This is a genomic window from Tsuneonella mangrovi (assembly GCF_002269345.1).
GTDB classification, from domain to species: domain Bacteria; phylum Pseudomonadota; class Alphaproteobacteria; order Sphingomonadales; family Sphingomonadaceae; genus Tsuneonella; species Tsuneonella mangrovi.
On the sequence record NZ_CP022889.1, the window covers coordinates 371,447 to 393,140 of the forward strand.

Annotated in this window: 20 protein-coding genes; 7 read left to right on the forward strand and 13 right to left on the reverse strand. The window is 62.8% G+C overall.

The window, feature by feature from the left end; all coding sequences use genetic code 11:
• Positions 1 to 16: 16 nt before the first annotated feature.
• Together CJO11_RS01795 and CJO11_RS01800 are read right to left on the reverse strand one after the other, a co-directional pair.
• Positions 17 to 1,039 carry a 2-oxoacid:ferredoxin oxidoreductase subunit beta gene (locus tag CJO11_RS01795; RefSeq protein ID WP_095011176.1) on the reverse strand — a complete coding sequence of 341 codons (1,023 nt, stop codon included), beginning with the start codon at positions 1,037 to 1,039 and terminating at the stop codon, positions 17 to 19.
• A complete protein-coding gene (locus CJO11_RS01800) occupies positions 1,036 to 2,919 on the reverse strand; it encodes a 2-oxoacid:acceptor oxidoreductase subunit alpha (RefSeq protein WP_095011177.1) in 1,884 nt (627 codons plus the stop codon). The genes CJO11_RS01795 and CJO11_RS01800 overlap by 4 nt, the downstream gene beginning before the upstream one ends.
• A 166-nt stretch (positions 2,920 to 3,085) precedes the next feature.
• Between CJO11_RS01800 and CJO11_RS01805 the strand changes: the two genes are divergently transcribed.
• Positions 3,086 to 4,042, forward strand: coding sequence for an alpha/beta hydrolase (locus CJO11_RS01805; protein ID WP_095011178.1), 957 nt, complete (start codon positions 3,086 to 3,088; stop codon positions 4,040 to 4,042).
• A gap of 5 nt (positions 4,043 to 4,047) precedes the next feature.
• Positions 4,048 to 4,530 carry an RNA pyrophosphohydrolase gene (locus CJO11_RS01810; RefSeq protein ID WP_095011179.1) on the forward strand — a complete coding sequence of 161 codons (483 nt, stop codon included), beginning with the start codon at positions 4,048 to 4,050 and terminating at the stop codon, positions 4,528 to 4,530.
• Position 4,531: 1 nt separating this feature from the next.
• On the opposite strand, the gene CJO11_RS01815 is transcribed toward CJO11_RS01810, so the two are convergent.
• Genes CJO11_RS01815 through CJO11_RS01835 form a run of 5 tightly spaced genes read right to left on the reverse strand, consistent with a single transcriptional unit; the run spans position 4,532 to position 10,081 of the window.
• Positions 4,532 to 5,038, reverse strand: coding sequence for a tetratricopeptide repeat protein (locus tag CJO11_RS01815; RefSeq protein ID WP_095013152.1), 507 nt, complete (start codon positions 5,036 to 5,038; stop codon positions 4,532 to 4,534).
• Between the two features lie 59 nt (positions 5,039 to 5,097).
• Positions 5,098 to 6,279 carry an RsmB/NOP family class I SAM-dependent RNA methyltransferase gene (locus CJO11_RS01820; RefSeq protein ID WP_095011180.1) on the reverse strand — a complete coding sequence of 394 codons (1,182 nt, stop codon included), beginning with the start codon at positions 6,277 to 6,279 and terminating at the stop codon, positions 5,098 to 5,100.
• Between the two features lie 3 nt (positions 6,280 to 6,282).
• Positions 6,283 to 7,782 carry an IMP dehydrogenase gene (gene guaB / locus CJO11_RS01825; RefSeq protein WP_095011181.1) on the reverse strand — a complete coding sequence of 500 codons (1,500 nt, stop codon included), beginning with the start codon at positions 7,780 to 7,782 and terminating at the stop codon, positions 6,283 to 6,285.
• Positions 7,783 to 7,805: 23 nt separating this feature from the next.
• Positions 7,806 to 9,299 carry a M28 family peptidase gene (locus tag CJO11_RS01830; RefSeq protein ID WP_095011182.1) on the reverse strand — a complete coding sequence of 498 codons (1,494 nt, stop codon included), beginning with the start codon at positions 9,297 to 9,299 and terminating at the stop codon, positions 7,806 to 7,808.
• Between the two features lie 26 nt (positions 9,300 to 9,325).
• Entirely contained in the window at positions 9,326 to 10,081 is a 756-nt protein-coding gene (locus tag CJO11_RS01835) for a 3-hydroxybutyrate dehydrogenase (RefSeq protein ID WP_095013153.1), read from the reverse strand.
• Positions 10,082 to 10,215: 134 nt separating this feature from the next.
• On the opposite strand from CJO11_RS01835, the gene ypfJ reads away from it, so the two are divergent.
• The gene (gene ypfJ, locus CJO11_RS01840) at positions 10,216 to 11,094 is read left to right on the forward strand and encodes a KPN_02809 family neutral zinc metallopeptidase (RefSeq protein ID WP_095011183.1); all 879 of its coding nucleotides are present in this window, start codon (positions 10,216 to 10,218) and stop codon (positions 11,092 to 11,094) included.
• 72 nt (positions 11,095 to 11,166) lie between these two features.
• Here ypfJ and CJO11_RS01845 read toward each other — a convergent pair whose 3' ends face one another.
• Positions 11,167 to 12,711, reverse strand: a complete 1,545-nt coding sequence (locus CJO11_RS01845; protein WP_095011184.1) for a M56 family metallopeptidase — start codon at positions 12,709 to 12,711, stop codon at positions 11,167 to 11,169.
• Positions 12,708 to 13,097, reverse strand: coding sequence for a BlaI/MecI/CopY family transcriptional regulator (locus CJO11_RS01850; RefSeq protein ID WP_095011185.1), 390 nt, complete (start codon positions 13,095 to 13,097; stop codon positions 12,708 to 12,710). Before CJO11_RS01850 ends, CJO11_RS01845 begins: the two co-directional genes overlap by 4 nt.
• 121 nt (positions 13,098 to 13,218) lie before the next feature.
• Here CJO11_RS01850 and CJO11_RS01855 point away from each other — a divergent pair, with 121 nt between their 5' ends.
• Both CJO11_RS01855 and CJO11_RS01860 read left to right on the forward strand, forming a co-directional pair.
• The gene (locus CJO11_RS01855; protein WP_095011186.1) at positions 13,219 to 14,400 is read left to right on the forward strand and encodes an alpha-hydroxy acid oxidase; all 1,182 of its coding nucleotides are present in this window, start codon (positions 13,219 to 13,221) and stop codon (positions 14,398 to 14,400) included.
• A gap of 125 nt (positions 14,401 to 14,525) precedes the next feature.
• Positions 14,526 to 15,080 (forward strand): peptidylprolyl isomerase, encoded by a 555-nt coding sequence (locus CJO11_RS01860; protein ID WP_338064650.1) that lies wholly within the window; start codon positions 14,526 to 14,528, stop codon positions 15,078 to 15,080.
• Positions 15,081 to 15,095: 15 nt separating this feature from the next.
• Here CJO11_RS01860 and sdhA read toward each other — a convergent pair whose 3' ends face one another.
• The 3 genes from sdhA to sdhC are packed head-to-tail and all read right to left on the reverse strand — an operon-like array spanning position 15,096 to position 17,692.
• The gene (sdhA, locus tag CJO11_RS01865) at positions 15,096 to 16,913 is read right to left on the reverse strand and encodes a succinate dehydrogenase flavoprotein subunit (protein WP_095011187.1); all 1,818 of its coding nucleotides are present in this window, start codon (positions 16,911 to 16,913) and stop codon (positions 15,096 to 15,098) included.
• On the reverse strand, positions 16,913 to 17,299 hold the full coding sequence (gene sdhD / locus CJO11_RS01870; protein ID WP_095011188.1) for a succinate dehydrogenase, hydrophobic membrane anchor protein: 387 nt from the start codon (positions 17,297 to 17,299) through the stop codon (positions 16,913 to 16,915). Before sdhD ends, sdhA begins: the two co-directional genes overlap by 1 nt.
• A 12-nt stretch (positions 17,300 to 17,311) precedes the next feature.
• Entirely contained in the window at positions 17,312 to 17,692 is a 381-nt protein-coding gene (gene sdhC, locus CJO11_RS01875; RefSeq protein WP_095011189.1) for a succinate dehydrogenase, cytochrome b556 subunit, read from the reverse strand.
• A gap of 107 nt (positions 17,693 to 17,799) precedes the next feature.
• Here sdhC and CJO11_RS01880 point away from each other — a divergent pair, with 107 nt between their 5' ends.
• Positions 17,800 to 18,510, forward strand: a complete 711-nt coding sequence (locus CJO11_RS01880; RefSeq protein WP_095011190.1) for an SDR family NAD(P)-dependent oxidoreductase — start codon at positions 17,800 to 17,802, stop codon at positions 18,508 to 18,510.
• Positions 18,500 to 19,414 carry a 50S ribosomal protein L11 methyltransferase gene (locus CJO11_RS01885; RefSeq protein WP_095011191.1) on the forward strand — a complete coding sequence of 305 codons (915 nt, stop codon included), beginning with the start codon at positions 18,500 to 18,502 and terminating at the stop codon, positions 19,412 to 19,414. The genes CJO11_RS01880 and CJO11_RS01885 overlap by 11 nt, the downstream gene beginning before the upstream one ends.
• A gap of 27 nt (positions 19,415 to 19,441) precedes the next feature.
• On the opposite strand, the gene ligA is transcribed toward CJO11_RS01885, so the two are convergent.
• Positions 19,442 to 21,619 (reverse strand): NAD-dependent DNA ligase LigA, encoded by a 2,178-nt coding sequence (gene ligA, locus CJO11_RS01890; RefSeq protein WP_095011192.1) that lies wholly within the window; start codon positions 21,617 to 21,619, stop codon positions 19,442 to 19,444.
• Positions 21,620 to 21,694: the final 75 nt, after the last annotated feature.

A 21,694-nucleotide genomic window follows, 5' to 3' on the forward strand; every position in this document is an offset into this window, starting at 1 on the left:
GCTGCCGGACATAATATCAATCGTCTTCGGCAACAGTCCAGGTCTGCCCCTTGGCGAGGAGAGCGGCGAGGTTGGGTTCCTTGCCAGCGCTGGCGCGTTCGCGTTCTTCGGCGACAAGCACTTCAAAGGTCGGGTGCGGATCGTCGTACAGCACGCCGAGTGCCTTGGGGAAAGGGCCGAACGGCAGTTCCACCAGCATGTGCGCGATCGAGCGGTTCCTGACGTCGTGGACGATTACCCCGGCAGACTTCCAGTCGCCATCGACCACATCCACGACCTTGAGCGCGAGCCTTTCAGCATCGAGCGCGATACCCTTGGTGCCTTCGGCGAACAGCATCGGCTCACCGTGTTCGAGCCACAGCTGTGCGTCCTCGGCCCCCTTCGCCGCAGCGAAGTCGTTGAACACGTCCTTGTTGTAGACGATGCAATTCTGGTAGATTTCGACGATCGCCGCACCGGGGTGCGCGTGCGCGGCCTTCAGCACATCAGGCAGCTTCTTAGACACGTCGAACCCGCGGGCGACGAACCGCGCGCCTACGCCAAGCGCAAATGCAGCGACGCGCGTGGGGCTATCGACCGACCCCGTGGGGGTCGACGGGCTCTTGGTGCCGACGCGACTCGTAGGCGAGGCTTGCCCTTTGGTGAGGCCGTAAATCTCGTTGTTGAACAGCATGATCTGCATGTTCACGTTGCGTCGCAGCACGTGCATCAGGTGATTGCCGCCGATCGACAGGCCGTCGCCGTCGCCGGTCACCAGCCAAACGTCGAGATCGGGATTGGCGAGCTTCACGCCGGTGGCGATCGCCGGCGCACGCCCATGGATCGTGTGGAAGCCGTAGGTCTCCATGTAATAGGGGAACCGGCTCGAGCAGCCGATGCCGCTGATGAACACCGTGTTCGACGGATCGGCTCCGAGCTGCGGCAGCGTGCGTTGCACCGCCTTGAGGATCGCGTAGTCCCCGCAGCCCGGGCACCAGCGGACCTCCTGGTCGGTCTCCCAGTCCTTGAGGGTAGTCTCGATCTTGACGGGGGCGTTCATGCCAGCGCTCCTTTGATCGCTCGTTCGATCTCGCCGATCGTGAAGGGTTGACCGCTGGTCTTGGTCAGCGGCTTGGCGTCGACCAGGTACTGGTCGCGCAGCACGGTCTTGAACTGGCCGGCGTTCATCTCCGGCACCAATACCTGGTCGAAGCCCTTGAGCAATTCGCCCAAGTTCGCCGGAAGCGGCCAGATATGGCGCACGTGGATGTGGCTGACGTCGAGCCCGGCACGGCGCGCACGGGCGACCGCCTGGTGGATCGGGCCGTAGGTGCTGCCCCACCCGACAACCGCGAGCTTGCCTTTTTTGCCGCCCAGCGCGACTTGTTGGTCGCTGACCCGGATATTGGCGATCTTGTTGATGCGCGCATCGGTCATCTTCTGGTGGTTGCCCGGCGAGTAGTCGATGTGGCCGGTATCGACCGCCTTCTCGATCCCGCCGATGCGATGCATCAGGCCCGGCGTGCCCGGCTTGATCCACGGGCGCGCACCCTTCTCGTCACGCTTGTAGGGCAGCAGCGTGGCGTTTCCGTCTTCGTCCATCGGCCCGTTGGGCTTGGTAAGGAAGGTCGCCGGGAAGCGCACGAACAGGTCCGGATCGGGCACCTTCCAAGGTTCGCTGGCGTTGGCAATATAGCCGTCGGTCAGCAGCATCACCGGGGTCATGTACTGCACCGCGATACGGCACGCTTCGATCGCACACTCGAACGCATCGCCCGGGCTGCGCGCGGCAATCACCGGCATCGGGGCATCGCCATTGCGGCCATAAACCGCCTGGTAAAGATCGCTCTGCTCGGTCTTGGTCGGCAGGCCGGTCGAGGGGCCGCCGCGCTGGCTATTGACGATCACCAGCGGCAGCTCGGTCATGATCGCGAGGCCCATCGCCTCGCCCTTGAGCGCAATGCCCGGGCCCGACGAACTGGTGACGCCGAGGCTCCCGGCATAGCTTGCGCCGATTGCGGAACAGATCGCGGCGATCTCGTCTTCCGCCTGGAAGGTCGTGACGTTGAACTCCTTCATCCGCGCCAAGTGGTGCAAGATCGCTGAGGCCGGCGTGATCGGATAACCACCGAAGAACATCGGCAGGCGCAACAGCCGCGCGCCCGCCACCAGCCCGAGCGATACCGCCTCGGCACCGGTGATCGTGCGATAGAGTCCGGGCGCGGTCGGAACCGGGTCCATGTGAACCTGCCGCAGCGGCCCCGCCAGTTCGGCGGTCTCGCCGTAGGCATGTCCGGCATCGAGCGCGGCGATGTTGGCATCGGCGATCTCGGGCTTGCCCTTGAACTTGCCCCTCAGCCAGTCATGCAGCGGCTTCCGTGGGCGGTCGAACATCCATAGCGCCAGCCCCAGCGTCCACATGTTCTTGCAACGCAGCGCTTCCTTGTTGCCGAGACCGAACGGCTTCACTGCCTCCATGGTCATTGCCGAGATATCGAGCGGCAACACTTCGTACTTAGCCAGCGTGCCATCCTCGAGCGGGTTCGCCTCGTACTTGGCCTTGTCGAGGTTGCGCTTGGAGAATTCGCCAGTGTCGATGATGATCAGACCACCCGGCTTGATTGCGGGCAGGTTCACCTTGAGCGCCGCCGGGTTCATCGCCACGAGCACATCGGGTGCATCGCCCGCGGTATCGACCTCAGATGAACCGAAGTTGATCTGGAACGCCGAAACGCCGAACAGCGTGCCTTGCGGGGCGCGGATCTCCGCAGGGAAGTCCGGGAACGTCGCGAGGTCGTTGCCCGCGAGCGCGGTCGACAGCGTGAACTGCCCGCCGGTCAACTGCATCCCGTCCCCTGAATCGCCGGCAAATCGGACGACGACCGCGTCTGGGCTGTTGGGTTTAGCGCTTTTCGCTACCGGGGCGGCTGTGCTCGCCATGTACCATCCTTGCATTGCGCCGTCGGATTGCGGCACCTTGAATGTCTTGGGTGGTCGGCCCTATGCGGCGACACCCACTCCCGCAATCAAGTTTTTCTCGCAATCGGGCAAAATGTCGAGTGGTAAAACACCGTCATATTGATAGTCTGGTTGCAAACACGAACCGATGAGAGGGGTTTTAGTGTCGTCAACAGACAACGCACCGCGCGACGATGTGCGCGCATTTCTCGATTTCATGAATAGCCAGCCAAAGCCTGAAGGCCCGCCTGATGTGGCGGTAAGCCGGCAGGCCTACCGCGTGCTGAAGCAGATGACCAATCCCGATCCGGTTAAGCTTGCTGTCGTCCGGGATCTGGCGTGTCCAGGTCCAGCGGGCGACATTCCTGTGCGGTTCTACGATTCTCGCGAATCGCGCGATCCGGGTCCGGTCGTGCTTTTCTTCCACGGCGGCGGATACGTGATCGGGGATCTGGAGACACACAATTCGCTTTGCAACGAGCTTGCTGCGCGACTCGACTTGCCTGTGCTTGCGGTCGACTATCGCTGCGCGCCGGAACATCCTTTTCCCGCGCCGGTCGACGATTGCGAAGCAGCGGCAAGATGGCTGGCCACTAACCCTGCAGAGCTCGATCGGGAAGTCACAGGCATTGTGACGTTCGGGGTTAGCGCGGGCGCGAATGCTGCTCTCGTAATTGCCCGCTCCCTTGCCGACAATCCGGCCGAGCTGCCTATCCTGCTGCAGGTTTTGGGCTATCCGTGGGTTGATGATCTTGTTGGTGGTTCAATGGAAGAATTCGCTGAGAAGCATCTCCTCACTCGGGACACGATGGAATGGTTCTCGAGTTGCTACCAGCCGGAAGCGGGCAATCCACGCGCTTATCCCGCGCTTGCAACTGTCGATGGATTGCCACCGACAGTAATCGCTACCGCAGGGCTTGATCCGCTGCGCGACCAAGGTCGCAGTTACGCTGCAAAGCTTGTCGATGCCGGAATCGACGTTTGCTTTTTCGACATGAAGGGGCTGATTCACGACTTTATGACTCTGCGGAAAACTCTACCGAGCGCACAAACGGAGACACTCAAGGTTATCTCGGCCATGAAAATGATGCTTGGATTGGCTTAGCCAAAATGAACGACTTGAGCAGCCTGCCTTATCGCCCCTGCGTCGGTGTCATGCTCGTCAACCAGCACGGCAAGGCTTTCGTCGGGATGCGAATCGATAACCGGGACAGCGGCTTCTGGCAGATGCCGCAGGGTGGGATCGATCGCGGCGAAGATCCAGTCGTCGCCATGCATCGCGAATTGGCGGAGGAAACCGGGGTGGTCGCCGATCTTGTGTCCGTGCTCAAGCAGATGGACGAGCCGCTCCGCTACGATTTGCCCGATGAGCTTCTCGGCAAGTTATGGGGCGGCAAATATCGCGGGCAGGAACAGACCTGGTTCCTTGCGCGGTTTCATGGTCCCGATGAGGCAATCGACCTGGCAGCGCACAGTCCGCCGGAATTCTGCGAATGGAAGTGGGCGGATCCGGAGCAGCTGCCGGACCTGATCGTGCCGTTCAAGAAGCGCGTCTATCGCGCGGTTCTCGAAGAGTTTCGCGACCTTATCTGACCTAGTTCTGCTGGGTCACTGAAGAATCGGGCATCACCGCTTCGGCAGTGAGGATTCGCTGTTGCGGGCCCTTCGCGATGGCCGCAGCAAGCTGGCGCGTAGCGGGGCAGTTCGGCCCGCAGAGCGTTTCGAGCTTGGCGAGGTTGCGATTGGCCTTCTCGACCGCGCCCTTTTCAACGAGTGCGGTGCCTTCGCCCGAGATCGCCTCAAGGTTCTTCGGATCGAGCCGCATTGCGTCGCGGTAATAGCGGATTGCCTTGCCCTGCAGCCCGTTGATACGAGCCGCATCGCCAAGGTCGTTGAATATCTCCGGAGAGCCAGGATCGACCGCGAGTGCTGCCTCGAACGCATCGATTGCCTGTTCCGTTTGCCCGGCGTCGAGCGCTGCACGACCTTGCGAGAGCAGTGCCACTGCGCGCGGGTCGGTAACCCGGTCGGCACCCTGCCCCATGCTCGCAGTCAGTGCGAAAACCATCGCAACGGCGGTGGCGGGTGCAGCGAAACGCATCAGCAACTCCTTGAAATTCGAGCCATCGAAAAGTTCAACAGCAGACATAACGTCTCAAGTTAACATGCGCGAGCCAGCCGCGCGATGAAAAATCCGTCCGTGCCGTCATGGAACTGCGAAAGCCGCAAACCCTTACCGCGTGGCGTCCCTGCCGGAAGATCGAGAGCTTCGGCGCTCCATTGCTCGTTAGCGGCGAGGAATGCCTCGATCCTGTCGCTGCCCTCGGTGTCAAGCAGTGAGCAGGTGATAAAGACAAGCCGACCACCCGGCTGAACAAGTTGTGACGCAATTTCAAGCAGTCGCGACTGGATGTCTGCAAATCGCGCCAGTCTTTCGGGCGTCAGCCGCCAGCGACCTTCGGGGCTGCGTCGCCACGTCCCGGTCCCCGAACATGGCGCATCGACCAACACCGTATCAGCCTTGCCCGCAAAGCCATCTAACGCAGCGAGTTCCTTGCCCGGATCGAGCAAACGGGTCTCGATCATCCCTGCCCCCGCCCGTTCAGCGCGCGGCACGAGGCGCGACAGGCGCGTCCGGTCGGAATCGCACGCGAGCAAGGTGCCGCGATTGTCCATTGCCGCTGCCAGCGCGAGCGTCTTGCCTCCCGCACCTGCGCACAGGTCGATCACGGTTTCGCCGGGTGCGGCCGGCACTGCCAGACATGCCAGCTGACTGCCAAGGTCCTGCACTTCGATCCGGCCATCCTTGAATGCGTCCCACTGCTCGACCGGGGTTCCCGCCGGATAGCGAAGCGCTTGCGGAGCGACGAGGCGCTCGCCGATTTCTGGAAGTTCGAGCGTATCGCGATCGGCTTTGAGCGCATTCACCCGGACATCGAGCGGAGCCCGATCAAGCAAGCTGAACGCTTCCTCGGAGTCGACGCCGGATTGACTGAGAGCTTTCGCCAGCCAGTCCGGTGCCACGCCGCCCTTAGCGACTGGTTCGTCAGTCGAGATTGGCGCTGGTCCGTGCGTCGATCCGTCGAACAGCGGCGCAATTGCCGGATCGACCTCCGCCAACCGCAACATGGCTGCGCGTCCGCTTGCCGGGACCGGGCCGCACGCACGGATCGCAGCATAGACCATTTCGCGCACTGCACGCCGGTCTTTCGATCCCGCGTAGCGACGTTGGCGGAAATAGTCCGACACGATCCGGTCGGCCGGCGCGCCGCCGGCCTGTGCGGCCGAGATTACCGCATCGAGCAGTTCGATCGCAGCCTGGACCCGCGCCGCCGGGGTCATGGCTTAGCGCGTCGGATAATTGGGTGCCTCGCGGGTAATCGCGACATCGTGGACGTGGCTTTCGGCGAGGCCCGCGTTGGTGATCCGGACGAACTTGCCGCGTTCGCGCAGCTGCTCAATCGTCGCGCTCCCGGTATAGCCCATCGCCGCCTTGATCCCGCCGACGAGCTGGTGGACGACGTCCTTCGCCGGACCCTTGTAGGGCACCTGACCTTCGATCCCTTCCGGAACCAGTTTCATTGTCGAAACGTCCTGCTGGAAATAGCGGTCCGCACTGCCGCGTGCCATTGCGCCGACGCTGCCCATCCCGCGGTAGGCCTTGTAGCTACGGCCCTGGAAGAGGAACGTCTCACCTGGCGATTCAGCGGTTCCGGCGAGCATCGAACCGACCATCACCACTGAGGCACCTGCCGCGAGAGCCTTCGCCGCATCCCCCGACGTGCGCAGGCCGCCATCGGCAATGATCGGCACGCCCGACTTGGCCGCTTCCTCGGCGCATTCCATCACAGCGGTCAACTGCGGTACGCCGACACCTGCCACGACGCGCGTGGTGCAGATCGACCCCGGCCCGATGCCGACCTTTACGGCATCCGCCCCGGCATCGATCAATGCGCGGGTGGCTTCGGCGGTGGCGACGTTGCCAGCGACAATCTGCACCGCATTGGAAAGCTTCTTCGCCCGTTCGACCGCGCGCGCGACATCCTTGTTGTGGCCGTGCGCGGTGTCGATGATGACGACATCGACTTCGGCTTCGACCAGCGCCTGGGTGCGGGCAAAGCCCTTGTCGCCCACAGTGGTAGCGGCGGCGACCCGCAAACGACCGGTCTCGTCCTTGGTGGCATCGGGATAGGTCACCGCCTTTTCGATGTCCTTGACGGTAATCAGTCCGACGCACTTGAAGGCATCGTCGACCACCAGCAGCTTTTCGATGCGGCGCTGGTGAAGCATTCGCATCGCCTCGTCCTGACTGGTGCCAAGCGGGACGGTTGCGAGGTTTTCGGCGGTCATCAGCTCGCGGACCGGTTGCTGAGGATTCTCCGCGAAGCGCACGTCGCGGTTTGTCAGGATCCCGACGAGCTTGCCGTCGCGATCGGTCACAGGGATGCCGCTGATCCGGTTCTGGATCATCAGCGCCTGCGCTTCCCCAAGCGTCGCATCGGGCGAAATCGTGATCGGATTGACCACCATCCCGCTCTCGAACCGCTTCACCGCGCGGACGGCAGCACATTGTTCGTCAATCTCGAGGTTGCGGTGGAGCACGCCGATCCCGCCCATCTGCGCCATCACGATCGCCATGTCGGCTTCGGTCACGGTGTCCATCGCGGCGGAGATCACCGGAATGTTGAGCCCGATCCCGCGCGTCAGCTGCGTGCGGGTGTCCGCCATGCTGGGCAGGATGTCACTTTCGGCGGGCCGCAGAAGCACGTCGTCGAAGGTAAGGCCGAGGGGAATATCGTCTTGTGCCACTGAGTCGCTTTCACCGGGAGATTCGTGGCGGCCCATCTAACGAGACTGTGTGACGACCGCTAGTGGGCTGGAGGGATATTTTTCGTGCTGCCCGGCCAGTCGAGCGTATTGGCGAAGAAGCGCACCAGTCTGATGTGCAGCAGGGTGTCGTCGACCGCACCGCCCAGTTCGATCCCGCCGATCTCGTCCGAAGGCTTGTGATAGCGCTCGGCCATGAACTTATCGAACGGCTTGCCGGAAGCATAAGCGCTACTGACCGAAATGGCCGGCACGTCATGCTGTAGCAATGCCCAGCCATCCTGCCTCCGGACGAATTGTGAAGCCACCGTTTCGTCGCCCATTTCCCTGCCGGACTCGCGAACTATCTTCTCCACCGCCGCATCGAGCGTCGTGAGGCCCTTGCCGACGATAGCCACCGGGCTTCCACCAGGGGCGATTGCAACCGAATCGAGATTGAAGGCGGCAACGATAGTGTCGAGCGGGATCGGCGGGTTCTCGGTGAATGCTTCTGCCCCGAGCAATCCGCGTTCCTCCGCCGTTGTCGCGAGGAAATAGACGTCACGATCGAGCTTGGGACCGCTGCCTAGCTTGCGGGCGAGTTCGGTCATCACGGCAACCCCGCTGGCATTGTCGACCGCGCCGTTGCAGATCCGGTCGGCCGCACCCGGCGGCGCGCACTCACTACCGAAGTGGTCCCAGTGCGCGAGGATCAGGACCGCGCCATCCCGTGGGCGCTTGCCCGGCAGCTTGCCGATCAGGTTGAAGCTGCGCGCCGTGCCGATGTCCGACGTTGCTTCGATCGACGCGGAGATACGAAGCGGCACCGGCTTGAAATCGGCTTGCGATGCAGCCTGGACCAGATTGGCAAAGCGCGTTGCACCAACCATGCGTTCTGCAGCGTCACGGGTAACATAGCCGTCGATCGTCGAGATGGCGTCCGTACCGGCGAGGCGATAGAGGCCCCTGCGGCGCTCCTCGGCGAGGTGCGCAAGCTCGTCATCGTCGGCAACCACCGCGAGCACCGCCGATGCACCTGCGCGGAGCAAGGCCTCGCGCTGCTCCACATCGCCTTCGTGATCCCACAGCATCATTGCGACCCGGCCGGCGAGCTCCGATTGGTCGAGTCCGGCCCCCGCATTGCCCACGAACAGGACAGGCGCACGTTCGATCAGGCCGCGCGCGCCCGAAGTGTAGACCATTGCGCTTCCCGTCGGCAGCGCGATCTGGCGGCCGGATCGCACAACCTTGAGGGTGCCGACCGCGGGCGTCGTGAAAGCGAGTTCGACCGGGGCGAACCACGGGTGGGCAGGGTCGTTCGTGCCCGACTCCAGCCCGGCCACCTGCCATGCCCGCGAGAGGTAGCGCAGGGTTTTCGCTTCGCCTTCGGTGCCCGGTTGCCTGCCGCCGAAGTCGTCGCTGGCGAGCGTTGCAATGTCCGATCGCAGGGCGTCTTCGATCTGGGCGCGCTGGTTTACCGGGTTATCAGCCTTCTCGCGCGGGACCGGCGCGCATGCAGCAAGCAATGCCAGCACAATGATCGCCGCGCCGCGCATTTGCCCCCTGCTAGCCCCCTATTCCGTCACTCGGCAGTCCAGCCGCCGTCAATGCTCCAGTTCGCGCCGGTGACATTGCCCGCTTCCTCACGGCAGAGAAACACGGCGAGCGCCCCGATTTCGTTCGGCTGCACGAAGCGCTTGGTTGGTTGCTTCGCGAGCAGGACATCGTTGATCACTTCCTCGCGGCTCAATCCCCGCGCCTTCATCGTGTCGGGGATCTGCCCTTCGATCAGCGGCGTCCACACGTATCCCGGGCTGATGCAGTTCGCGGTCACCCCGGTCTGCGCCAGTTCAAGCGCGATGGTCTTGGTAAAGCCGTCAATCCCGTGCTTCGAAGCATTGTAGGCGCTCTTGAACGGCGATGCCGTCTTCGAATGGGCGCTGGCGGTGTTGATGATCCGGCCCCAGCCCTGCGCCTTCATGTGCGGCACTGCGAGGCGCGTGGTGTGAAACGCGGCTGTAAGGTTCAACGCAATGATCAGGTTCCACTTGTCGATCGGAAATTCGTCGACCGGTGCGACATGCTGCATCCCGGCGTTGTTGACGAGGATATCGATCGGCCCTGCACGCTCCATCAGCTCTTCGCAACCGGTGGCTGTGGTCAGGTCCGCGCCGACATGTGTTGCCTCCAGCTCTTCGCGCAAAGAGGCAATTTCGCCTTCGTCACCAAAGCCGTTGAGCACGACTTCCGCCCCTTCGGAATGGAGTGCACGGGCCACGGCCAGGCCGATCCCGGAAGTGGAGCCGGTGACGAGTGCACGCTTGCCGGAAAGAAACATCAGTGCCTCCAATTGCGGTGAACGGGATTCATGTCGTTGCAAGTGCTCTTGCGCTCTGTGCCCCGCCTGTCCAGACTTATCGCCGGAGATCACGGCAATTTGCAGCGATTCCCGCGCATTCGAAGGGGAGTACGATGCGGCTCAACAGGTTCAACCCGGCGAACATCCGTGTCCGGGGCGGTGAAAGCGGACGGAGAATTCCCGGCGGAGCGGGTGGCGGCATTGGTCTCGGAACGTTGGTGATCGTACTGATCGCGGCTTATTTCTTCGGCGTCGACCCGGCACAAATGCTCGGTAACATCGACCAATCGGGCCCAACGACCCAGCAATTGCCCGATAGCCGCCCGGCAGGCGCGTCCCAGTCCGTCGAGGCGCTCTGTACGCAAAACCAATACGCTACCGAAGCCTGCAATGCGCTCCAGTCGCTCAACCAGACGTGGGGGCCGGAATTCCAGCGCGCGAATATCCAATTCGAACAACCCGAACTCGTTTTCTACAGCGGAGGAACCGCATCCGGTTGTGGCGCAGCCCAGTCGGCAATGGGGCCGTTCTACTGTCCGGCGGACGAAGGCATCTACATTGACACCAGTTTCTACGACCAGCTCGCCCGGCAGCTGGGGGCAAAGGGTGATTTTGCGCGCTACTATGTGATCGCGCACGAATACGGCCACCATATCCAGAAGCTAACCGGGGTGGCAGACGCGATCCGCAGCGCGCAGCAGCAGAACCCGGTTGCCGCAAATCAACTGCAGGTGCGGATGGAACTCCAGGCCGATTGCTACGCCGGGGTCTGGGCGGGAAAGAACCGCAACCTGATCGATCCGGGCGACTTCGAGGAAGGCATGACCGCTGCCAGTGCAATCGGTGACGACACGCTGATGCGCAATGCCGGTAGACGGGTCGATACCGACAGTTTCACCCACGGCTCCAGTGCACAGCGGATGCAAGCGCTCAGGGAAGGAATGCAAAGTGGGTCCGCATCGGCTTGCAGCCATTATGTCAGGCTGACTTAAGCAGCACTCAGCAAATCGGGGGCAGCGCTCGCACACCGCCCCCGACAGGCTCTCCCACCCAGGAAGGAAAAATCAGCTGGCGTTTGCCTTGGCGCTCATCCGCGCGATCTCTCGGTCAAGCGATTCGAGCACTTGCTTGCGGACGCTATCAGACATGTCGTTGTCGTTCGCGATTTCCTCGCGAGCTTGGCGAATGCCTTCGAGCGCCGATGCCATCACCTGCTTGATGCAGATTCTTTCAACCTTGCGGCCATCCTTGTCGGTCCAGGTCTGCTGCTTTCCGTTGCAATCGGCCATGAACACCTTCTGGTCAGCCATCGCTTCGCGCATGGCTTGGTCGGCATCGGCACGGGCCTGTTCGGCATCTGCCCTTGCCTGCCGCACCTGGATTTCGATCTCGCGGCGATCGACGTTGTGGTTCTTCAGCTCGATCTGCATTTTTTGCATTTCCTGGTCGAACTTCTTGCTGTCCCATTCCTGCCGCTTCCCGTCCTTGTCGACGAAGACGATCTTGCGCACTTCGTGAACCTTGGCCGCTTGCGGCGCTTCTGGAGCAGGAGCGACCTCTGGTGGCGCAGGCGGGGTCGGTGGCGTCGGTACAAGCTCTGGCGCGGGCGGAGCCTCGGGGGCAGCCGGCGCTGCCGGTGCTGCCGGGGCAGGCGGCGGAGCCGGAGGGTCATTTACCTGGGCCTCGGCGTAGGAAAACGATGCGGTCAGCGGAAGCGCAAGCGCCGCAGTCGCGACAAGCAGGCGCCCGGCAATCCGGCGGCGACGGGAAATTTCGGTCATTGTCAGGTTCCTCAAACGGTGAACGATCGATGTGTCACCCAGCACTGGGCAGGCCATCGGCGCGGCCAGCGCAACGCGGGGACCTGCCGCCTGGGCAGCAATCAACTGGGCATAAGCGGCGCGCTCGGCTGAACCGCGCGCAGCGATAACGCGGGCATCGCACGCCGCCTCCTGGTCGCGCCGCATGGCGCGCCAGCCGTAGTATCCGAGCGGGTTGAACCAGTGCAGCGCGAACAGCGGCTGTATCAGCATGTTGGCGAGCAGGTCGTTGGCGCGGTGGTGGGATAGCTCGTGCTCGAGCGCGAGATCACGCGACCGGCGGTCGTGCATCGCCATGAAGTGATCAGGCAGCACGATCACCTTGTCGACCACTCCGATCGCAAGCGGCGAATCTACCAACGGCGTTTCGAGCAGCCTGATGCGCCCTTCCCGCCCCATTTCACGCGCGCTTTGCAGCAACTCGCGACGAATCCTGAAATAGGCGGTAAAGCGCCAGGCAAGCAGTACGGCCGCTCCCGTGATCCACAGCGCTGGCACTAGCACCAGCCAGTCCAACGATGCGGCCATGGGGGCCGGAGCGGCGATAGCGGTTGCACCCGTGGGGACTAGGTTGGGCGCGAGTACCATCGCCGGCTCCGGAGCAACCTGTTGCGCCGGGGCCAGCCACGCTGGCAGCACGATCGGGGGCAGCAACAGGCGCAGAAACGGGAGCAACCACAGCGCGTAGGCGGACTGCGGTCCGAACTTGCGGGAGACCGGATGCCTGAGCATGAGCACCAGGCCGATGAGGACCGCGGTCCATGCGAGCGTGTCGAGCAGCCAGGTCATTGGCGGAGCTCCTTGAGCAGCGCCTCGATCTCGGCGAGGTCCTCGTCGGTCAGGGCCTCAGCCTCGGCAAGGTGCGCGAGCAAAGGGGCGGCGCGCCCACCGAACAGCCGTTCTACCAGGCGCTTCGACTCGCTCCCGACGTAGTCGGCGCGCTCGATCAGCGGCGAGTAGAGGAACTTGCGGCCTTCGGGCTGGGTTGCGACAGCATTCTTTGCGACGAGGCGGCTGAGCAGCGTCTTGACCGTGGGCATCGACCAGTCCCGCGCCGTGCACACCGCTTCGCAAACATCGGCCGCGCTGGCGGGGCTTTTGGCCCACAGCACTTCCATTACTGCGAGTTCGGCCTCGCTAATGCGTTCTGGCGTTGGTTCTTCACTTCGGGTCATGCGGCTGACCTCCCCGGTTCGCGCCTTCGACTACGTGTGTAGGTACAACGATTACGGTTGTAAACATGAGCGCTCGATGAACGGCTGTTCACCTTCGACGAACGTCGCTAGAGCCTTGCTCATGGCAACCGATTTCCCAGTCCCCCACTCCATCCGCCGTGTGACGGACTGTCAGAACATCGAGGATTTCCGCACGCTCGCGCACCGCAAACTGCCGTTCCCCGTGTTTCACTACATCGACGGCGCGGGTGACGACGAACTCACCAAGGCGCGCAATACGGCCGCCTATGCCGACATCGACCTGGTCCCGAACGTGCTCGCCGGTGTCGAAGAGATCGATACATCGATCACTGTCATGGGGCGCGAGACGAACCTGCCGTTGATCCTCAGCCCGACGGCGCTGCAACGGCTGTTCCACTGGCAGGGAGAGCGCGCCGTCGCGCGGGTGGCAGAGCGGCACAACCTGTGGTTCGGGATATCCAGCCTGTCGAGCGTCAGCATCGAAGAAATCGGGGCGAATTATGCCGGCCCGAAGATGCTCCAGTACTACTATCATCGCGACAAGGGTCTCAATGCAGCGCTTATCGAACGTGCAAGAGCCGCGAAGTTCGATGCCATCGCGCTGACGGTCGACACGATCGTTTCGGGCAATCGCGAACGGTGCAAGCGCACCAGGTTCAAGACCCCGCCCGAGTTCACACCCGCAAGCTTCATGTCCTATGCGATGAAACCCGCATGGGCATTGAACTTCCTGCTGCGCGAGAAGTTCACCCTGCCCAACCTCGATACCCATTTGGCCGAAGGAAGCAGTTCGTCGATCTCGATCCAGGACTATTTCGACAAGATGCTCGACCCGGACATGGACTGGAAGGCGGTGGAGCAGCTGCGCAACGACTGGGGCGGCACGTTTTGCCTCAAGGGGGTGATGTCGGTCGGAGATGCTAGGCGTGCAGCGGACATCGGTTGCGATGCGATCATGATTTCGAACCACGGTGGCCGCCAGCTCGATGGCAGCCGCGCGCCGTTCGACCAGCTCGAGGAAATCGTCGATGCCGTCGGCGACCGGATCGAAGTGATTTGCGACGGCGGCATTCGGCGCGGAACGCATGTACTCAAGGCGCTTGCTACTGGCGCGACTGCTGCTTCGGGCGGGCGGCTATATCTCTACGCGCTCGCTGCCGCGGGTGAAGCGGGCGTAGAGCGTGCGGTGACGATCCTGCGGCAGGAATTCGAACGCGGGATGCGCCTGATGGGCGTCAAATCCCCCCGCGAACTCAACCGAGAGATGCTGCGACGGCGGTGATTTCTGGCATGATGCGCGCCATGCTGAAACGATTCGCGCTACTGCTCGCCCTCCTGTCCGCTTCCCCGTCTCTAGCGCAAGACCAACCCGTTTCCGCGCCGCAAACCGAGCCGAAGGTGCAACTGGTGGCTATCGAAACCACGATGGGCACCATCACCGCCGCGATCGAGGTCGAGCGCGCGCCGATCACTGCTGGTAACTTCCTCAAATATGTCGACCAGCACCGGTTCGACGGCACCGTATTCTATCGCGCGATGCGGCTTGATTGGCCGCCGCAGCCCAACGGTCTGATACAGGGGGGGACACAGAACGATCCCCAACGGATCCTGCCGTCCATCGCGCACGAGCCGACCAACGTCACCGGGGTCCACCACATCCGCGGCGCGCTATCGATGGCGCGTTTCGCTCCCGGTACCGCGACGGGCGATTTCTCGATCCTCTTGCAAGCACAACCGAGCATGGATGCCGATCCGACCTCCGACGATCCCGAGATCAAGGCCGGGTTCGCCGCCTTCGGCCATGTGGTGGCAGGGATGGACGTGGTCGAAGCGATCCACGCCGCCCCGACCGACCCGGAAAAGGGCGAAGGCTGGATGAAAGGCCAGATGCTCGCCAATCCGGTGAAGATTGTCCGGATCGTGCGGGTAAGTGCGGTGCCAGTCAGCGAAGCCGCCGAATAGGGTCGGATTGCGCGCCTAGTACACCCGCTTCTTCGGCTTGATGTACTCCACGTCGTCGGTCAGCGTGTAGTTATGCACGTCGCGGTACGAGAGCGTTACATCGCCGCCCTTGCCGCCCCAGCCTTCGAACGATGCCAGCGTATGCTTCATCCAGTTGGCGTCGTCGCGATCCGGGAAGTCCTCGTGCGCATGGGCCCCACGGCTTTCCTTGCGGGCGTGCGCACCGTGAAGCGTCACAGTGGCCTGTCCGATCAGGTTGTCGAGTTCGAGCGTTTCGATAAGATCGCTGTTCCAGATCAGCGAGCGGTCGGAGACGTGGATGTCGTCCATCCGCTTGTAGGTCTCTGCCAGCTTCGCCTTGCCTTCCGCCATCAGTTCATCGGTGCGGAAAACCGCCGCGTGAGCGGACATGTTGCGCTGCATTTCGGTGCGGATTGCCGCAGTGGACGAGCCACCGTTGGCATGGCGGAAGTGATCGAGGCGACCAAGCGCGAAGTCGGCGCTGTCCTTGGGCAGCTCTTCGTGTGCCAGGCCCGGTGTGATTTGTTCCTTGAGCCGCAACCCGGTTGCCCGGCCGAACACAACGAGGTCGATCAGCGAGTTCGAGCCCAGGCGGTTCGCACCGTGGACCGAAACGCACGCTGCCTCGCCCACGGCAAACAGGCCCGGCACGGTCGCGTCGGGATCGCTTGCGGTCGGATTAAGCACCTCGCCATGATAGTTCGTCGGGATGCCGCCCATGTTGTAGTGTACGGTCGGCACCACCGGCAAAGGTTGGCGGGTCAGGTCGACGCCAGCGAAGATCTTGCCGCTTTCGGTAATCCCCGGAAGCCGCTCGGCGAGCACCTTGGGATCGATGTGGTCGAGGTGGAGGTAGATGTGGTCCTTGTGCTCGCCCACCCCGCGACCTTCGCGGATTTCGAGTGCCATCGAACGCGAGACGACGTCGCGGCTCGCGAGGTCCTTCGCGCTCGGGGCATAGCGTTCCATGAACCGCTCGCCTTCCGAATTGGTCAGGTAACCGCCCTCCCCGCGCGCACCTTCGGTGATGAGCACACCCGCGCCATAGATACCGGTCGGATGGAACTGGACGAACTCCATGTCCTGTAGCGGCAGTCCTGCGCGCAACACCATTCCGCCGCCGTCGCCTGTGCAGGTGTGCGCGCTGGTGCAGGTATAGTAGGTGCGGCCATATCCGCCGGTCGCCAGCACGACTGCCTTGGCACGGAAGCGGTGGATAGAGCCGTCATCGAGGCACATCGCGATCACCCCGCGGCAAACCCCGTCGACCATGATCAGGTCGATCGCGAAATATTCGATGAAGAAGTCGGCATCATACTTCAGGCTCTGCTGGTAGAGCGCGTGGAGCATGGCATGGCCGGTACGGTCGGCTGCGGCGCAGGTGCGCTGCACCGGCGGACCTTCGCCCATGTTCTGCATGTGTCCGCCGAACGGCCGCTGGTAGATCGTGCCATCGTCGTTACGGCTGAACGGCACACCGGCGTGTTCCAGTTCGTATACCGCCTGCGGCGCTTCGCGGACCATGTATTCAATTGCGTCCTGGTCACCCAGCCAGTCCGATCCCTTGACGGTATCGTACATGTGCCATTGCCAGTGATCGGGCGTGTTGTTCCCAAGGCTGGCGGCAATACCACCTTGCGCGGCCACCGTATGGCTGCGTGTCGGGAACACCTTGGAGATGTTGGCGGTGCGCAGACCCGCCTCGGCAGAGCCCATCGTCGCGCGCAGGCCTGAACCGCCCGCGCCGACCACGACCACGTCATAAGTGTGGTCGACGATCTTGTAGGCCGGTTGGGTCGAATCGGTAGCCATCAGGCGGCTCCTCCAAGGGCAATTCGGACGATACAGAAAAGGGCGAATGCGCCGCCACCGAAGGTCGCAAGGTTGAGTGCTGTCAGCGCGGCAAACTTGTTGCCGGGGGTGTGGACGTAATCTTCGACCAGCACCTGCAGGCCGATGCGCGCATGCCAGAACGCGCTAATTACGAACAGCGCAACCGCAGTTGCCGGGACGGGCTGTTTGATCCACCCGATGATCGTGCCGTAGTCGTACCCCGGCAGCAGCGCGATGCTCGCCGCAAGAAACAGCCCGAGGACAAGATTGCCGATCGCGGTGAAGCGCTGCAGCAGCCAGTGATGCACCCCGGCGTGTGCTGAGCCAAGGCCGCGTACCCTGCCGAGTTCGGTTCCGTTACCCATCGTTCATATCCCTCAGCGATAAATCAGGTAAGCCCAGAAGCCGGCGGTGAGCAGGACCCCGCCGAACATGCTGAGCGTGGACCACAACGTGTTGGTCTTGAGTTCATAGCCCGCGCCAATGTCGAGCACGAAGTGGCGCAGCCCCGAGCACATGTGCGTGAAGAAAGCCCACGAAAGTCCAACGAGAACGAACTTGCCGACTGGCGAGCCCGCCAGCGTCAGGAAATCGCCATAGGCTTCTGCGCCGCTCGCCAACGCACCCAGCCACCAGACCAACACGACCAGCCCGACCAATGCCATACCGTCGCCAGTGACACGGTGCAGGATCGAGACCGCCATGTTGGCGCCCCATTTCCAGATGCCGAGGTGAGGAGAAAGTGGACGTTGTGCCATTGTCGGTCTTCCGGTTGCGCGTTCGGCGTGGCCATCCCTTAGCGCAATGATATCGTGAGGCAAGCGTAGCGCTCGACAGCAGATGCCCGATCGCCGATAGACGGGCCATGCCCCATATCCTTCTCACAGGCGCCAGTCGAGGAATTGGCAAGGCCGCCCGCGCCGCACTCACAGCTCGCGGAGCTTCTGTCATCCCTCAGGCGACTCGAGCGGCCGCCGATGGCACGATTGGAGCCGACTTTTCCGACTCGCTGGCACCACAAGCCCTGTGGCAGGCCGCGCTCGAGGCCGCGGGGGGATCGATCGATGTGCTGGTCAACAATGCCGGACTGTTCGCCGCCAATCCGCTCGATACGTTGGACAGCGATTGGCTCGGCGCGTGGGAAGAAACCATGCGCATCAACCTCACCGCCGCTGCCCAACTCTCGCGATTCGCAGTGCGCCACTGGCAAGAGCGTGGAGTTGGTGGTCGTATCGTCCACGTAGCGAGCCGCGCCGGGCATCGAGGCGATTCTCCCCAGCACTGGCACTACGCGGCGGCAAAGGGCGGGATGCTGGCAATGCACAAGACGATTGCTCGCCAATACGCAGCGGATGGGATCCTCAGCTTCGCGATCACCCCCGGGTTCACCGACACGGCGATGGCCGGGGACTACCTTGCGAGTCGCGGAGGCGCAGGGCTGCTAGCCGACATCCCGCTCGGTCGGGTGGCGACGCCAGAAGAAGTTGCGAAGATCATCGAGTTCTGCGCGCTCGATGCGCCTCCCAGCATGACCGGTGCGACAATCGACGCCAACGGGGCGAGTTATGTCAGGTGACAGCTGGAAGCTGACTGCATTTGCCCGAAAGCCGATGATCCAGGCAGCGCTTCTTGCACACGAGGAGGCGCTCGGTTGGCCGCAAGATGTCGTCCTCACCGGGTTCGAACTGGCCGACGACCGGCCGGACGATTGGCGGCTCGATGCCTATTTCCCGCGCAAGCCATCGAAGGCGGACAAGGCGTTGGTCGCGTCGCTATTTACCGGGGGAGCGCCAAACTTCATCGTCGATAAGCTGCCCGATGAAGACTGGGTGACCGTGAGCCAGGAAGGGATGGACCCGATTTCAGCAGGACGATTCTACGTCCGAACTTCCGACCATCCTCCGACAGATCAGCCTGGAATGATCGATTTCATGATTCCCGCCAGCCAGGCATTCGGAACCGGCCAGCACGAGACGACCGCTGGCTGCCTCGCGATGCTCGACGCGATGAAAGCGCGCGGGCTGGTCGTGCGCAATCTCGCCGATATCGGCACCGGCACCGGCCTGCTCGCATTTGCCGCGATGGCCCTGTGGCCGAAGGCGCTCGCTACAGCGAGCGATATCGATCCGGTCTGCACCGGTGTTGTTGAAGACAACGCCGCCACGAACGGCATCGCCGCCGGTGGCGGTCCGGGCGGCCTGACGATGGTCGTCGCTGACGGGATGGATGATCCATTGTTGGTGGCACGCGGCCCCTACGACTTGTTAATCGCCAACATCCTCGCCCGACCCCTGATCGCGCTTGCCCCTGACTTCGCCGAAGCAGTTTCGCCAGGCGGCAGCATACTGCTTGCCGGACTGCTCAAGACGCAGGAATCTGCTGTAAGGAGAGCATTCAAACGCGCCGGATTTCGACTCGCCGCGAGGTTGATCGATGGTGACTGGAGCATCCTGTGGCTGCGTAAGAGACGCTTCGCCTGATTGGGCCAACGATCCCGCTGAAGCCGGTTATTTTGCGGCATTGACGATTTTCGCCCAGGCCGCTTCGTCGATAATCTCGATTCCCAGTTCGGCGGCCTTCTTGAGCTTGCTCCCTGCGCCGGGTCCGGCAACGACAAGGTCGGTCTTCGCACTGACCGATCCGGCTGCCTTGGCACCGAGTCGTTCGGCCTGCGCCTTGGCCTCGTCGCGGCTCATCGTTTCGAGCTTTCCGGTGAAAACCACTGTTTTACCGGCAACTTTGCTCTCGACTGTTTCAACAACGTAGAGCGGTGGGTCGACTTGCTCGAACAATTCCGACCACACGCGCCGGTTGTGTGGTTCGTGGAAGAAGTCGGCCAGTGCATGGCCGACAGCAATCCCGATCCCATCGGTCCGCACCTCGAAGATGCGCTTGACCGCCTCGACCATCCGCGCGTTGAACGGACTTTCCTTCTCATCGTCGCCGCGCGGATGCTCCGCGCGATACGCGGCAAATTCGGAAGATTTTTTAGGAAGAATGCGGATATCGCCCAGCCCCTTCATCAGGTCGCGCGCTGTCACCGCGCCAACGTGGCGAATGCCAAGCCCGAACAGCAGCCGCGGGGCATCCGGAGAACGCCTTTTCTCCACCGCTGCCAACAGGTTATCCACAGACTTGTCCTGCCATCCGTCGAGTGCGAGGATCTCGCTGCGCCGGGTGTGCAGCCGGAAGATGTCCGCCGGGCTTTCGAGCCAACCCAGCGCGAAGAACTGGTCGATGGTCTTTTCGCCCAGCCCGTCGATATCGAGCGCACCGCGGCTGACGAAATGTTTCAGCCGCTCGGTCCGCTGTGCGGGGCAAATCAGGCCGCCGGTGCAACGCACATCGACCTCACCTTCCTCAGCAACGGCTTCGCTACCGCATTCGGGGCAATGGTCGGGAAACACGAACGCAGGACGATCCTCGCCGCGCGTCAGGTTCTCGACCACTTGCGGGATCACGTCACCGGCGCGCTGGACCTTGACCCGGTCACCGGGGCGGACCCCGAGACGGGCAATTTCGTCGCGATTGTGGAGCGTGACATTGGTGACTGTCACGCCGCCGACAAGCACCGGGGCGAGCCGCCCCACAGGGGTCAGCTTACCGGTACGCCCCACCTGTATGTCGATCGCCTCGAGCGTGGTTTCAGCCTGTTCGGCAGGGAACTTGCGGGCGATGGCCCAGCGCGGTGCCTTGGCAACGAAGCCAAGCCGCTGCTGGAAGTCGAGCCGATCGACCTTGTAGACCACTCCGTCGATTTCGTAGGGCAATGACGGACGACCTTCCGCGATCTTGCGATATGCGGCGAGCATGTCTTCAAGCGTTTCGCAACGGGCCAGGCCCGGAGAGATTGGCAAGCCCCACTTCGCGATCTGCTGCATCACCTCGTGCTGCGTTTCACCGGGAACTTTGCTCGTCTCGCCCCACCCCCAGGCCCAGAAGCGCAGGGGCCTCTCAGCTGTAACGCGTGAGTCCTTCTGGCGCAGCGATCCGGCGGCGGCATTGCGCGGATTGGCGAACTGGCGGACCTTCTTGGGATCGAAATCCTCGCCCGTTTCGCCTGCCTTGGCCCGAGCCTCATCCATCAGCCGATGGTTGAGCGCCGTGAAATCGGCGATCGCCATGTAGACCTCGCCCCGCACTTCGAACACGTCCGGTGCCTCGCCGGTAAGTTGTTGGGGAATATCGGCGATATGCGCGACATTGGTGGTTACGTCTTCGCCGATCTCGCCGTCGCCACGGGTTGATGCCTGCACCAGCTTGCCGCCTTCATAGCGCAGCGAGCACGACAGTCCGTCGATCTTGTCCTCTGCAGTGAAGGCAATCGCTTCATCCTCGTTGAGCGACAGGAACCGCCGCACGCGAGCGACGAATTCGGCCACCTCGTCGTCCGAAAACGCATTGTCGAGGCTCATCATACGAACCGCGTGCTTGATCTTGGACAGCGGCGATGAGGCGATTTCGTGCCCTACCGCCTTGGAGGGGCTGTCTGCACGAACGAGCTGCGGGAATGCCGCTTCGATCGCGGTGTTGCGGCGAACAAGCGCATCGAACTCCTGGTCGCTGATCTCGGGTGCGTCTTCGGCGTGATAGAGCTTGTTGTGATGAGCAATCGACTTGGCGAGCCGCATCAGCTCGTTCGCGGCCTCGGCCTCGCTCAGCTTTTCCACATCGTCAGGCGTCATGTTTTGTCGATTCCCACGCTTTTGCTATGCCCGAGGCGCAGGGCGGGGAAAAGAGCCGCCCGATGCGGGTCGCAA